The organism is Ferruginibacter paludis, assembly GCF_030409685.1.
Taxonomy (GTDB): Bacteria; Bacteroidota; Bacteroidia; order Chitinophagales; family Chitinophagaceae; genus Ferruginibacter; species Ferruginibacter paludis.
Map to the genome: position 1 here is coordinate 597,228 of NZ_JAUFQJ010000006.1, position 15,295 is coordinate 612,522.

The following is a 15,295-nucleotide window of genomic DNA, read 5'->3' on the forward strand; positions in this document are numbered from 1 at the left end:
GAGGTTACGCTAAAATTTTATTGATGCGTTCCTGTTCTTCTTTTGTAAAAGAATAATTTTCTAAACAACGGATAGAATCCAGCACCTGTTCCGGTTTACTAACACCCAGTAATACCGACGTGATACGTTTATCTTTTAATACCCAGGCCAATGCCATTTGCGCAAGGTTTTGTCCCCGTTCAATTGCCAATGCATTTAGTTGTTGCACTTTTGCAATTTTTTCATCAGAGATGGCATCTTCTTCAATTGCACCGTTGCCTCTGTGACTTGCAGCCCTTGAGTTTGCAGGAATGCCATTTAAATATTTATTCGAGAGTAATCCCTGCGCCAGCGGCGAAAATGCAATGCATCCAACCTGGTTTTGCTCCAGCACATCTAATAACCCATCTTCTACCCAACGATCGAACATGGAATATTTTGGCTGATGAATTAAGCAAGGTGTGCCTAACTGTTTTAAAATGCTGATCGCTTTAGCGGCTTCTTCCGGCTGGTAACTTGATATGCCCACATACAATGCTTTACCCTGGCGCACTATCAGGTCAAGTGTACCCATGGTTTCTTCCAAAGGCGTACTGGGGTCCGGACGGTGATGATAAAAAATATCTACATAATCCAGCTGCATTCTCTTTAAACTCTGATCAAGACTGGCAACCAAATATTTTTTTGACCCCCAGTCTCCATAAGGGCCAGGCCACATGCCCCAGCCCGCTTTGCTGGAGATGATCAGTTCATCGCGGTAAGCAACAAAATCATCCTTGTATAATCTGCCGAAATTTTCCTCTGCAGATCCCGCAGGCGGACCATAATTATTTGCCAGGTCAAAATGCGTAATGCCATTGTCAAAAGCAGTGCGCAAAATATTACGGGCATTTTCCAGGTTATCAATATGGCCGAAATTGTGCCACAGCCCAAGTGAAAGTGCAGGTAGAAGTAAACCGCTGTTACCGCAACGGCGATATTCCATTGATTGGTATCGGTTGTCATTTGGTAAGTATTGCATCGTGTATAGTTTTATAATTTAAATATAGTGTAGTTGATCAAAATGACCGCAGCTGTCCTAAAAATCCGTGGTCCAACAGATAGTTTTGCCGTTAAATTCAAGAAAAAAAGAAAGCCGGAAGCAATTTGGGAAGCATTTATTTGCTACAATATTGTTGCATATTTTCGTTGAAGCCACGGTATATTTCCCTTGCTTTTAATAGCATCTCACTATTGACAACAGAAATATGGTGCGATGAATCTGAAAATACTTGCCAAAAACTCAATTCTCCCTCCTCAACCGTATCAAAAGCCTTGCGTGACAGTCATGAAGTAAGTGCCGTTACCAAAAAGAAAGTACTTAAAAAGCAAAAGAGGTTAATTAGCAGGTGAAGCCATCGGCCAGCAGCCAGCGAAAACAAAAAAGTAAAACCATCGCTGTAATGATTCCATAGGTGATCAATGATTTTTTTGAGCCGGTTATCAATGGCATAGAATCCATCGCCCAGGAAAAAGGCTACCATGTTTTGATTTATCTTACCCATGAGGATATGCAAAAAGTCAGGTAACCCATGAGATCGCCTGCAGCAGCCGATCCTACATCCAAACCATTTTCACCGCACACTTCCGTTTTAAACCAGCCTGGTCAAAATAATTTTCTGCCTCCACTCTCAATGTACCTTTTACAGGTACTACTTTATGCAGATGCAATGTGGCAATACCGGTATTACCCGATACTACATTTACGTTATCAATCCAATTGTTTTTAAATACAGGAGCGAATCGGGGTTATTGATCCTGTAGTCGTTGCAACGGCCGGAGTTTGATTTTGCCACATTTAAATAAGAGAATGCATGTACTCCTGGGTATTTCTCAAACAGTACTTATTAACAGACCTATATGCAGTGTAAGTAAACAGTCTTTTTCCTTAAGAAGTCAATTAATAAAAGCAGCCCCAAGAATGTCCGGCACCCCCCTTTATTCCCAGATACTTTTTAATTCATACACATCAAGATTAGTAACTTTTGCTGTACCGCCCTTTGCTGATAAAGATAGTGTGCGGTTGCTGTCAGCAATATTAATATTGATGGGCATAAATACGAGACCGTTGTTTGCAAATATTTCCAGGCCGGTACGGTCCGCATAAACAATCAAACTTAGCTTACCATTTACCAAAGCAACCGGTGCCTTTACACCATCCACTTGTAGCTCTTTACCGGCAACATTATAAACAACCGGTACACCTCTTATATCCAGCACCACTTCACTTGCTTTGCCCGGTTCAACATCTATATGTAGTTCAGCCAATTCAATATGTATATTTTTCAATGGATTAATTCCGTTTTCTTTTACAGAAAGCTTACCAAGTTTGTATGCCTTGCTGCGCAGGCCTTCTACCTCTTTCACCGGCATGCGGATCAGGCGGATTCCTTCCGGCGTTTGCACCAGTTTATGTTCCAGCGGCAGACTCATGGACTGATTAAAAGTCATGTCGTCTTTTTCTGTGTTGGTGCGCCACCAGCCAATTTCAATCCGGCGGCCATCCGGCACGTTACTAAAAGTTTGCGGCGCATAAAAATCACGGCCGTGTTGTTCCTGCAGGCGCTGCTGTTCGGGTGTAAAAGTAGTGCCATCAAAAGTGCCTGTTGCGTATTGTGTATTGGCGCCGGTTAATATCCATTTTTTTACTCCGGGCATACCTTCTACCGGCAACTCATAAAATTCAGGACATTCAAAGAGGTAGCGATCGTTACCGATACCACCCATTACTGTACTAGCCTTTGTCCAGTTTTTTAGATCGGGTGATGTGAGGAATTGCATGCTGTGCTGTTCATTGTTTCCTCTTTCAACCCATATCACCATTATCCATTTTTTGGTGGGTTCATACCAGACAACTTTGGGATCCCTGTTGTCTTTATTGATACGGGGTACCACTGCCCTATCAAAGGTTTGAAAGTTGCGGCCATCCGTGCTCCAGCTCATATACTGCCCCCATCCCCTGGCGCCTGTATGAAACATCACCATGGCTGGTTTTCCGTCCTTTGCAAAGCCGCTTGTATTGTTACTGTCGACCACTGCGCCACCACTAAAAACCGGACCTCCCTGGTCGGGATGCAGTGCATCACCCAGGTCTTTCCAGTGAATTAAATCTTTTGTTACGGCATGACCCCAGGTCATATTTCCCCAACCACGGCCATAAGGATTGTGCTGGTAAAACAAATGGTATTCGCCATTATAATACACCATACCATTGGGGTCATTTGTCCAGCCACGCTTTGGTGAGAAATGAAACTGCGCCCTTAATTTTTCCTTGTAGGTATTGGCATTGGTATCTACATCGCTTTGCACAATGGGCGTAAAAACTTTTGAGCCATTGCTAAGCTTATCAACTCTCAATTCTACTTCTTTTCCTTTCCATTGATCTATCTGCAAATAGGCATACCAGTCTGGAGTTCCTTCAGCAAGTTCCATGTCAAAAAAACGTGTGTTCACGCCATCCACCCATATCTCGATGTTTCTTTTCGAAGCACCATTTTTAACCGGCAAAACGAGGTACTTTTTTTCAGCGGTAAAATAGCTGGCAAAATTGTGTGTGGCAGCGTTGTTTTCCTGTGCGATAACCGACTGGAAAAAGGCAAGACATAGAAAAATCTGCAACAATCTTTTCATCATGATTAAGTTATTAAACCGGTATTAAAAATGTTAAACAAAAAAGGGAACTCCAATTTAAGTCAATTACCAAATACTTTTGACCTGGGTATATTTTAGTTTGGGGAAAGTATTTTTTTCATTCTCTTGCAAATGAATAAACTTGTATGGTGTAGTTGAAAAAAAAACCGAGGTCATCACCGTTAATCCATCATCTGCAAATACTTCAACAGAACTTTTATCCACCAGTATAGTAAGATTCATACCTGCATTATTCGTTAGCCTGGGTGCCCAATGTTTGGCAGCAAAGTCCTTATTAAAATCAACTTTTCCCGAAGCCGACCGATCAATAAAATATTGATTTGAATTTTTGTCGTAACCAATAACCAGTTTTTCATTCGCATCATTTGACAAATCCAATGAGAAGTCATTGTTTGTATTCATCGAAATATCCAGTCTGCAGGGAAGGGTTATTTTGGTGCTACCGTTAGCAACTGAAACCGGCTTTGATTGAATAGCAGCCAGTTCTGCCACAGGTTTTGATGTTAAGAAAACGCTTTCTCCCACTTGCTTTAATCGCAGTTCCCGGGGAATGGTCATCGCATTTCGCCATTTTTCAGTTGGTACCTGGTTTGCGTACAACCAGTTGGTCATCCAGCCGATTAATATTTTTCTTTTACCAGTATTCGACCAGGTTACACCGGCATAATTATCTGGCCCATAATCCATCCACCGGGTATCTTTTTGATCAGTCGTAAAAGTTTTACCATCAAAATTGCCAATAAAATATTGTGTACCCGATCCGCCATTGGGCGCTCCGGGGTTCAGGTTAACGATTAAAACCCACCGGTGGTTTAACTTCCCTGTTTTGTTATCGTTATAATCCAATTGTATCAAATCGGGACATTCCCAGCCGCCTCCATGTGCGCCAAGGTCTTTTCCAAAGTCACTTTCCTTTGTCCAGTTTTTTAAATCAGGAGAGGAATAAAAACTAACGATATCCCTTGCCGCAAGTACCATAACCCATTTTTTTTGTGGCTCAAACCACATTACTTTGGGATCCCTAAAATCTTTGACACCAGGGTTTTTGATTACGGGGTTGCCAGCATATTTAATCCACGTTTTTCCTTCATCGAGGCTATAGGCAATGCTCTGATTTTGAAAATCATTTTTACCCGCTTTTTCGCCAACGGTGTCATGTTGCGTAAACATGGCTACCAATGGCACCTGGCCATTTTTACCAAAGCCGCTGGTGTTATTTTTATCTGCTACGGCGCTGCCGGAAAAAATGGTCCCCAGGCTATCCGGGTAAATTGCAATGGGTTGTTGTTGCCAGTGAATTAAATCTTTGCTGGTGGCATGCCCCCAATGCATTGGGCCCCATACCGAACTGTACGGATTGTACTGGAAAAACAAATGATAAACTCCGTTGGAATATACCATACCGTTGGGGTCATTCATCCAGTTTTTTTGAGGTGAGAAATGAAACTGGGGGCGATATTGTTCTTTCATTTGCACAGCGTGCTGCGCCAATAAATTCCCCGTACCCAACAGGAAGGAACAACAAATCAAAATCGCAATTTTTTTTATTTTCATGTCATCAGTTTAATGATTACTCAATTTAATATCTGGTAAATTAACGACTCTTATCCTATAATTTATGAAGTATAAAAAACGCCGCTATTAAAAATGCCTGTTCAGATTACAAAAATCTTTCTGTCGTTATAAAAAAGGAGGAAGTAGAAACTTCCCCCCGTGTATTGTCAAAAAAACGACTGCTTGCTATAGGAAGCACTCAAATTAAAAATTTGTTATGCCTTAATAAGTATTCATTAACCCTTATCAATAGCCTGGGTTTTGCTTGTACAAACCATTGGTAAATGTAATCTCCGATTGTGGAATGGGTAAGTATTCATCGCGGCCTGCTGTGAATTTAGCCGTTGCCAAAAATGTTCTTCTCACTTTTTCAATGTTTATATATGCATTTAAAGTTGGCTCAGCAATGCCCCATCTTACCAGGTCAAAAAAACGTGATCCTTCGGTGGCAAACTCCAGTCTCCGCTCCCATTGTAATGCTTTAAAGGCATAATCTTTGGTCCATCCTGCAGCGCTGTATTGCCCAACGTTGTAATGCGATGCAAACGTTCCATCTGCTTTTTTTAACCGGCCGGTACTAGCCGCTGCCCTTGCCCGTATTTGATTAATCAGAGGCAACGCTTTATCCTGTTGACCTAATTGAATGTATGCCTCAGCCTGCATCAGCAATACGTCGTCGTACCGGATGATATCATAATTTTTAGCGACCCCCATAAAAGGGCCGTTTTTAAAATAAGATGAACTGCTTGCCAGTTGCTGATTGCGCATGGTATGAAAATTTCCATATACACCTGCATCCCGTACCCAACTGTTGCTAAATGGCAAGGCGTTATTGTATTTATACGGATGACCTTCAATGCCCACTGTGTGGTCAATTCGAACGTCAACTGTAGCAGTATTTAAGTCTGCAATACTATTGTTGAAAGTTTCAAAATTAGGCAGGCCATTGGCATCTGTAGTAAAAGCGTTTACCATGTTCTGACTGCTGGCATGAAAGCCGCAGCAGCCATATTGAGGAGCCCCATGCGGATAATTCAGTCCATCTTCATAGTTCAATCTTCCGGACGTAGTACCATCGTTAATAGAAAATTGAATTGCAAAAACAGACTCCGGACCATTTTCAGTTTCAGGTAAAAAGTTATTGGCGATATCAGCGCTTAATGCATATTTTCCAGAAGAAATAACCGCCTGTGTTAAAGTAACCACTTGTTGCAACAGGGGCTGGTCAATACTTGTAACGTGGTGAGTTGCATCCTGCTTATAAGCCTGGTATAACCTTACTTTTGCAAGATAAGCTTCCGCGGCATGCTTGTTTGCTCTTGCAAGTTCTGGCTGCGTTTCTGGCAAATTATCAATTGCAAATTGAAAATCGTCTGCAATCTTATTCCATGATGCGTCATTATCCAAATCATTGGCCACTTTCAAAATATCATCACCAGACGCTGTTTCATCAAAAATGGGAATATTCTTGTAAAGCTTTTTCATGATGAAATAACTGTGAGCCCTTAAAAACCGCAGTTCTGCCTGTCTTGTTTTTTTCTGTGGATAATCTGCATCAGCCAGGGAGTTTACGGCACGCAATGCAACGTTTGCCCTGCCGATTGATTTAAACAAATTTTTCCAGGTGCGAAAAATGAATGCATCGATTGTTGGAGTTACCAAATTGTAATGTTCCATGGCATCTATTTCGCCCACATCACCGGTACCCCCGCCGCCTTTGTATGCATCATCCGAACGTACACTACCATAGGCCCAATCGCTATAAATCGGGCCGATCATATCGCCGTTTCCTATTGCTGCGTAAGCGGCTGTTACCAGCCCTTCCACCTGCGATGGCGTAGGGGCAGCTAAATCTGCAGATGATAATAAACCTGTCGGTTTGTAATCCAATTCCTTTTTACAAGAACTAAAAAACAATAGTCCGGATGTTATAAAAGTTGCTATAATTATCTTTTTCATGTTGTTTTAGTTTTTACTTTAAAATGATGCATTAATACCAAAAGTGAATGTCTTTGGAATGGGTACCGGATCTAAATCAATCCTTTCAGGATCAGGACTTATATAGCTCTTGCTTTTGAACCAGAAAAGGTTTTCTGCCATGGCAAAAAAGCGCAGTCTTGAAAAAACAGATTTGGGTTGAATGTTGTATCCCAACTGGATATTACGCATTTTGAAATAAGATGCATTTACAAAGAAATAATCAGAAGTACGGGTTTCATTATTATTATCTTTCAGCGTTAATGCTGGCACTTTGGTATTGGTATGGGTTGGTGTCCAACCGTCGAAAACACCTGGTCCTACATTCTCACGACTTCTCATTAACTGGTTAAACATGGAGTACACATCAAAGCCTGTTTTGCCTGCTACACCTGATCCAAAAATGGATAAATCAAATTGTTTGTAAGACAGATCTACCCTTAAACCATATTCAAGTTTGGGCAAAGTAGAGCCAAGCCATGTTCTGTCAAGGTCATCAATTTTTCCATCACCATTAATATCTACGTAGCGAATTCTGCCCGGACCAGCACCGATTTGTGTAGGTGCTTTATCCACTTCTGCCTGGGATTGAAAAAGACCATTTGTTTTATAGCCAAATACATCAAATTGAGAGTGCCCGATAATTGTATTGACAAGATTACCTGCGTAAGCCGGCCGTACATTTTCAGGAAGCTCTGTAATCTTATCTCTGAAGTGTGCAAAGTTGAATTGAACATTGTATTTCAGATCGCCGGTTTGGTTACCGCGGTAACCTAATACCAGTTCCCAGCCTTTATTACTTTTTGAAGCACCATTCACTGCTTTGGTTTGTCCTTCACCCAGTGCAGAAGCAACAGGAGGTGTAATCAATATACCCGTTGTTTTCCGGGTAAAATAATCGAATGAACCGAAGATTTTATTATTCAGAATGGTGAAGTCTAACCCTGTGTTTATTTCATCTGTTGTTTCCCATTTCAATGCAGTGTTGGCTGCCTGTGTCTGCACAAAACCTGAAGGCAGGTTGCCTGTATTTGCGCCCGAAAGCGAATAAGCTGTTCCGATGTTCATGTACTGCTCCCAAAAACCGCCAACCAATTGTGACAACACCGTGCCATATCTTGTATCAAATAATCCAAAGCGGGCCAGGTCACCAATTTGCTGATTACCCACACGTCCTACTCCAGCCCTTAATTTTAATTCGGAGAAAATTTTGTTATCCGCCATAAATGATTCTTTGTCTATCTTCCAACCTACTGATGCTGCGGGGAAGACACCATAGCGGTTATCGGCACCAAATCTTGAAGAACCATCCCGGCGAACGGTGATGGCCGCAAGATATTTATCTGACAAATTGTAATCAACACGTCCAAATAAAGAGAACAGCCTGTTACCTGTTGAGCCACCGGTTACAGTTGTGTTACCAGTTCCGGCACTCAGTGTAAAATAGTCTTCTGTTTGCAGAGCGTATCCTTCTTTTTTGGTTGATTGGTAATTAAGATCAGTCTTGATATATTCTGTACCTGCCAACACTTTAAAATGATTTTTTTCACCTAAATCAAAATTGTATCGCACCGTATTGGAGAGTGTAAGACTTAAATAATGATTTTCATCAAATGACAAACTGTTAGTTGTCCGGGCCAATGCGCCTTCAGCAAATGTTGGCGTAATTACTTTATTTAAAAACCTTGCATCATCTGCACCAACACTTGTTTTGAAAAACAAATTTTTAATTGGCTGAATCTCTGCAAAAATATTTCCGAATGAACTCAGGCGGTTGGCATTATTCCACTTGGCCAAATCCTGCATGTGCAATGGATTGTTTCTGTCCGAATAGCCTGCACCTAATTCACCAGCATAGGTTACACCGTCTTTTTGATACACAGGAATGGTTGGCACCAAAGAAACAGCAAGGTTGGTAGTTGCGGCTCCGCCCAGATCTCTTGCAGTCAACGTTTCATTCGAATTGGCAATGTTTAAATTGATGCCAAACAATAACTTATTATTAAAAGCATGGGTTAATGCATTGATACCACCGCTCAACCTGTTGTAGCCGGTGAACCTTAGCATGCCTGTGTTTTTGAGGTAGCCGAGGTTAATCTCCACTGAGGAATTTTTGTTGCCTGCAGAAACAGTTAAATTGTTATTGGTTACCAGGCCAGTTTTATACATAACACTCTGCCAGTCTGTATTTCCTGCAGGTGTATTTTGGTCTCCACCAACAAAAGGCTTTACTGTAACTCCGTTTAATACCGGACTGTTGTAGTCGTTGTTCCAATCGAAACCATAAATTTCTCCGTATCCAGCAGCCGGGTCCTGCTTGTCATTTACAGATGCCTGCCACAATGCTTTTCCTCTGTCAAGTGAATTCAGCATCTTAAACCGCATTGCCTTTTCTGACTGACTTGACACGCTGCTGTTCAATTGAAAATTTACTTTACCATCTGTGTTACCGCCATTTTTGGTGGTAACGATAATCACACCATTGGATGCACGGGACCCATAAATGGATTCAGCTGATGCATCTTTCAACACCTGCACCGATGCAATGGATGCTGCAGGTATATTTTGAAACACTTCCGGTCTTGTAGTAGGGACACCGTCAATAATATACAACGGATCAGTATTGCCTAAAGTATTGGCACCACGAATCAATATTCTTCCATTTGAGCCGTTGGGTGAACCATCCTTTTCAATGTACAATCCGGCAACTCTGCCCTGCAAAGCCTGCATGGTATTGCCCGATGTATTGTTTTTAACAGGCGTTAAATCCACTACTGCCACTGCTCCCGTTAAATCTTTTTTCTTCTGAGAAGTGTAACCTACTACAACGACCTGATCAAGGCTGTTGGCAGCAGCTTCCAATTCAACAGAAGGATTTTTTGTATCAGCGGTAACTTTCAGGTCAACCGACTTCAGCCCAACGTAAGAAAACACAAGCGTTTCGCCGATGGCTGTTTCTATAGAATATTCACCTGCGTTATTGGTAGTAACAGTTTTGGTTTTTGAACGCACTGTTACGCCAGACAAAGGCGTTTTATCGGCCTTGCTGGTAACCACCCCCGTAATGGTCTTTTGCTGTGCAAAAGAAAACATCGCCAGTAATAATAATGGCAATAAGAAAAAAACTTTTCTCATAAATGAAATTTTAATTGTTTAAAAAATTAGTAGCAGTCAAATCGTATTGATAGAAAAAAATCAGCATCGTCTCTAAAAAGCTTCCTTTACTTTTCCTTCAAAAGGCTCGTTCTCCTTCATTAGCCTGGCTTCCAGTGCTTCAAGCGAAACGCCCTTTGTTTCAGGCATTTTAGTAAGTACCCACATTAATTGCAGTAACATCATGACAGCGAAAAAGGCAAAAATTGGCCAGGGATTATCTTTGAATATTCCATTGGTGCTGTCTAAAAAAACGGGGGTTATCAATGTTATTATGGCTGCGAATACCCAGTGAACGCTGGCGCCAAATGACTGGCCTGTAGCCCGTATTTTGTTGGGGAAAATTTCTGAAATAAAAACCCATATCACTGCGCCCTGCCCTATTGCGTGGGCTGCAATAAAGAGCAATAAAAAACTCATTAAAAGTACAGGGCTTGCATGCGAGGCAAAACAGCCTGCCACCATTGCCAGACTTATGATGTAACCAATTGACCCAATCAGCAGCAATTTTTTTCTTCCCAGTCTGTCAATAAGATAAAGACCCACAAAAGTGAAAATTAAATTTGTGCCGCCGATGGCGATGGAATTAAGCAAAGAGTCTTTTGCACCCAGGCCTATTTTAGATAATATTTCCGGCGCATAATATAAAATGAAATTGATGCCGGAAAGCTGGTTAAAAAAGGCAATTAAAAATGCCAATGAAATAATGACTTTGTGTTTGGAACTAAAGAAGCCTCCATTTTTTTCAACCAATGATTCATGCTGGTTGCTTTGTGTTATTGCAGCTATTTCCGCATCCGCATCTGCTACACCAATCAACAACAGTATTTGTTTCGCTTTTAGCCGGTCGTTCTTTTTTGTAATCAACCAACGTGGACTTTCGGGCACGCCCATTACCATCACTGTATAAATAACCGAGGGAATTGCCAGCACACCCAACATCCAGCGCCAGTCATTGACACCGCCAACACCTTGTAAAAAATAATTAGAAAGAAAGGCGACCAATATGCCAAAAACAATATTAAACTGGTACATCGCACCCAGTTTACCACGGGTAGCCGGAGTTGAAATTTCAGAAATATAGGTTGGTGCCACCACTGAGGAAACACCAATACCGATACCGCCTATAAAACGAAAAAATGAAAAGCTGTAAGGATCCTGGGCCAATGCTGAACCAACAGCGGAAAGTGCGAATAGAATTCCGATCCAAAACAATACTTTTTTACGTCCGAATTTTTCAGTGGGTATGCCACCGAAGATGGACCCAACCAGTGTACCCCACAAGGCCATCGACATTATAAAAAATCCATGAAATAAAGGTGAAGTATGCCACAAGTTTTTGATGGGAAGATTGGCGCCTGAGATTACAACCGTATCAAATCCAAAAATAAAACCAGCCAGTGCGGCTACAATAGACCATTGAAATAGTTTGCTTTTATTCATACAGCAGCTCGTTTATGCCGGTAAAAGTAGCTGCCGCATTGTGCGAAGTTGTACGTTATCGTCTCAACTTGTTTCAAAATTGTATTTAGCAAAGGAAATAAGGCAACAGATTATAAATCAACTCTTTAAAAAAATAATCCGATAGCCAGGCAAACAATATTTTTCAAATTTGTAGCATGGTTTTATAAATTAATACCATGAGGGTACCACCAAAAAAAGTAATTTTAGTAAAAGAAACAGGATCGAAACAATTGAAATGATTTTATCTGTTGAATTGAAAAAAAATAACTCAACTTGCCGCTATGTTTGTTTCGCCATCGCTTAAAAAAAATCAATCCTTCATTAATTGTATCAGGGAAAAACCCATCTTTCTTTTGGTATCGCTTGCTATTATTTTCTTCTCTTCCTGCAGTGATCAAAAATCACCCAAAAAGCTCCGGATTGGTTTTTCGCAATGTCAAAGTGGTGATGCGTGGAGAAAAAAAATGATGGACGAAATGAACCGGGAGCTTTCTTTTCACAATAATATTCAGTTTATTTTTAAGGATGCCGAAGCCAATACCCAAAAACAAATTCAACAGATCAATGAACTGGTAAAACAAGGAATAGACCTGCTAATTGTTTCTCCGAATGAAGCGCAGCCTTTAACCCCCGTTATTGAAAATGTGTATACGTCGGGTATTCCGGTAGTTTTAATAGACCGGGGTATCAATTCAACAAAATATACCGCTTTTGTAGGTGCATCCAATTTTGAGGTAGGTCAAAATGCAGGAAGGTATACCATATCACTGTTAAAAGGGAAAGGAGATATACTTGAGGTAATGGGGCTGTCGGATGCAACTCCATTTATCGACAGACATAAGGGTTTTGTGGATGTGATTGCTAATAACCCTGGCATACGTCTGCTAAAGACAATACAGGACCATGCAGTTAATTATGAAAGTGACCTGGAAAACACGCTGGTGACCAATCAAAATATCAGTCTAATTTTTGCCCAAACTGATTACATTGCCCTGACAGTATACCGCATCTGTAAAAAAACAAGTACTGATAAAAAGATAAAAATTATTGGTGTTGACGGACTGCCTATTGACAGTTTGGGAATGGGAATGGTTGCTTCAAAAATGCTGGCTGCTACTGTATTATATCCGACCGGCGGGCAGGAAGCCATTGTTACCGCCCTGAAAATTTTAGACCACCAACCTTATTCCAAAGAGAATACCCTCGCTACTACCATCATTGATTCTTCCAACGTTCGCATTATGCAACTGCAAAATGATAAGGTAACGGAACAGCAGGCTGATATTGATAAAAGACAAAAAAAGATTGAAGAACAGATTATCATTTCAAAAAACCAAACTAATATAATACTTGGTATATCAATAACGCTCGCCCTGGCATTAATATTTGGAGGTGTGCTGTTTTATTATCTGCAGGAAAATAAAAAGATTAATAAAAAACTGGAGCAGCAAAAAGAAGAAATTTCCGGTCAGCGTAACCAGCTGGTAGAGTTGATGCAAAAAGTAAAAGACGCCAATGATGCCCGGGTTAATTTTTTTACAAACATCTCTCATGAACTGCGTACGCCCCTCACTTTGATCATGGCTCCCCTGGAAGATGCCATGGCTTCTCCCAAGCTGCATTTCGCGGTAAAAAATAACCTGGAATTTATACGCCGCAATACAATGCGGTTGCTGCGCCTGATCAATCAATTAATGGATTTCAGAAAAATGGAAGAAGGTAAAATGAAATTTAGTGCGTCTGAAAATAACATCACCTCTTTTGTAAATGATATAACAAGCGCATTCACGGAAACAGCAAAGAAAAAACACATCTCGTTTAATGTAACCAGCAAAGTGAAAGACTTGCAGTTATGGTTTGACACGACTATGCTGGATAAGGTATTGTTTAATTTACTTTCTAATGCATTTAAATTTACTGCTGATCATGGCAACATCAATGTTACGATTGATACAACTGCTGACGGAAAAACAGCCATCATAAAAGTAGCAGATGATGGTGTGGGCATGAGTGAGGAAGATGCAGCCCATGCATTTGAAATGTTTTACCAGGGGCATAGCAGTACGTTTAAAGGAACAGGTCTTGGGTTATCTCTGTCAAAACAATTGATTGGGTTGCATCACGGTGACATTACACTTACAAGCGAAAAAGGAAAAGGCACCTGTTTTGAAATCAATCTGCCTATCGGAAAATCACATTTACAGGCACAGGACATATTGAAGGAGAAACCCGCTCCATCCAATATTTATGAAGATGAAAAAATATACATTACAGATATTGAAAAAGTAAACTTACAACATGATTCAACTACTGCAGTTCAAAAAGAAAATTCAATTTTAATTATTGAAGACAATGATGACCTGCGGGCATTTTTAAAAGAAAGGCTTGACAGTCATTATGAACTGCATGAGGCCGCCACGGGGGAAAGTGGCGCCAGTCTTGCGTTTGACATTGTTCCAGACCTGATCATTTCAGATATTGTTTTGCCCGGTCAAAATGGTTTGCAATTAACCGAAATACTTAAACACGATTTGCGAACATCGCATATACCCGTGATACTATTAACCGCCAAAGGCAGTATTGAAGAACAGATAGAAGGTATTAAATCGCAGGCGGACGCTTTTATTGTTAAGCCTTTTAATGTGGCCTACCTGGAAGAAACCATTAAAACAGTGTTGAAAAACAGGGCTGTACTGAGAGAACATTATACAAGTGAACTGCCGGCAGAAACCAGGTCGAATTCCTCCAGCAAGATTGACCGGAAATTCATCAATGAGTTTACCGCAGTTGTAGAAAATAATATTGCCAACGAACATTTTTCAGTAGATGAAATTGGCAGACAGATTGGTATTTCCAGGGTACAGCTATACAGAAAAGTAAAGGCCTTGTTAGGTTACAATGTAAATGATTATATCCTTACCATTCGCCTGCAAAAGGCAAAATATTTATTGCTGAATGAAGAGCTGAATATAGCAGAAATTGCCTTTAAAGTGGGCTTTGCATCACAGGCCTATTTCTCTACCGTTTTCAAATCAAAATTTGGCGTAACGCCCAAGGCTTTTAAAGAAGGTAAGACCAGCCACCCTAAATAATTTATTGTTCCAACAATAATGTTGGATACCTCCTTTTCTCACAATTCATTAGGAAATTTACCATAATGGCAATCAAAAATGGTGTGAAAGGAAATATGTCCGAAATGTGTCCGAAAAATAGATCATTAACTGATAACATATGCTTACTATTAAGGTGACGAAATCCGAACTTCATAGACCATTCTTTCTTACGCTCTTAAGTAGTGAGATTTAAAAGATAACATTTTCGAACTAAATCAATCCGGTGTAAACGGATTCGAACAAATTATCTCTTTTATTTTTACGCCAGTAACCACGATGGCGAGCGCCCTGTCCCTGCAGATTTTACTCCGGCTGCAACACATTCCTTAAGATTTTCTGCTGAATAGCCTGCATTACCTGTTGGT

8 protein-coding genes are annotated in these 15,295 nt (G+C 40.7%); 1 reads left to right on the forward strand and 7 read right to left on the reverse strand.

Annotated elements, in window-relative coordinates:
- Positions 1–4 precede the first annotated feature (4 nt).
- From mgrA to QWZ08_RS13045, 7 genes are all read right to left on the reverse strand, one after another.
- A complete protein-coding gene (mgrA, locus tag QWZ08_RS13015) occupies positions 5–1,000 on the reverse strand; it encodes an L-glyceraldehyde 3-phosphate reductase (protein ID WP_290337858.1) in 996 nt (331 codons plus the stop codon).
- Between the two features lie 304 nt (positions 1,001–1,304).
- Entirely contained in the window at positions 1,305–1,502 is a 198-nt protein-coding gene (locus tag QWZ08_RS13020; RefSeq protein WP_290337859.1) for a hypothetical protein, read from the reverse strand.
- Positions 1,503–1,956: 454 nt separating this feature from the next.
- Entirely contained in the window at positions 1,957–3,651 is a 1,695-nt protein-coding gene (locus QWZ08_RS13025; protein WP_290337860.1) for a glycoside hydrolase family 32 protein, read from the reverse strand.
- 63 nt (positions 3,652–3,714) lie between these two features.
- On the reverse strand, positions 3,715–5,223 hold the full coding sequence (locus QWZ08_RS13030; protein ID WP_290337861.1) for a glycoside hydrolase family 32 protein: 1,509 nt from the start codon (positions 5,221–5,223) through the stop codon (positions 3,715–3,717).
- A gap of 246 nt (positions 5,224–5,469) precedes the next feature.
- On the reverse strand, positions 5,470–7,182 hold the full coding sequence (locus QWZ08_RS13035) for a RagB/SusD family nutrient uptake outer membrane protein (protein WP_290337862.1): 1,713 nt from the start codon (positions 7,180–7,182) through the stop codon (positions 5,470–5,472).
- Positions 7,183–7,200: 18 nt separating this feature from the next.
- A complete protein-coding gene (locus tag QWZ08_RS13040) occupies positions 7,201–10,335 on the reverse strand; it encodes a SusC/RagA family TonB-linked outer membrane protein (protein WP_290337863.1) in 3,135 nt (1,044 codons plus the stop codon).
- 72 nt (positions 10,336–10,407) lie between these two features.
- Positions 10,408–11,796 (reverse strand): sugar porter family MFS transporter, encoded by a 1,389-nt coding sequence (locus QWZ08_RS13045; protein WP_290337864.1) that lies wholly within the window; start codon positions 11,794–11,796, stop codon positions 10,408–10,410.
- Between the two features lie 302 nt (positions 11,797–12,098).
- On the opposite strand from QWZ08_RS13045, the gene QWZ08_RS13050 reads away from it, so the two are divergent.
- A complete protein-coding gene (locus QWZ08_RS13050; RefSeq protein ID WP_290337865.1) occupies positions 12,099–14,909 on the forward strand; it encodes a hybrid sensor histidine kinase/response regulator transcription factor in 2,811 nt (936 codons plus the stop codon).
- Positions 14,910–15,295: the final 386 nt, after the last annotated feature.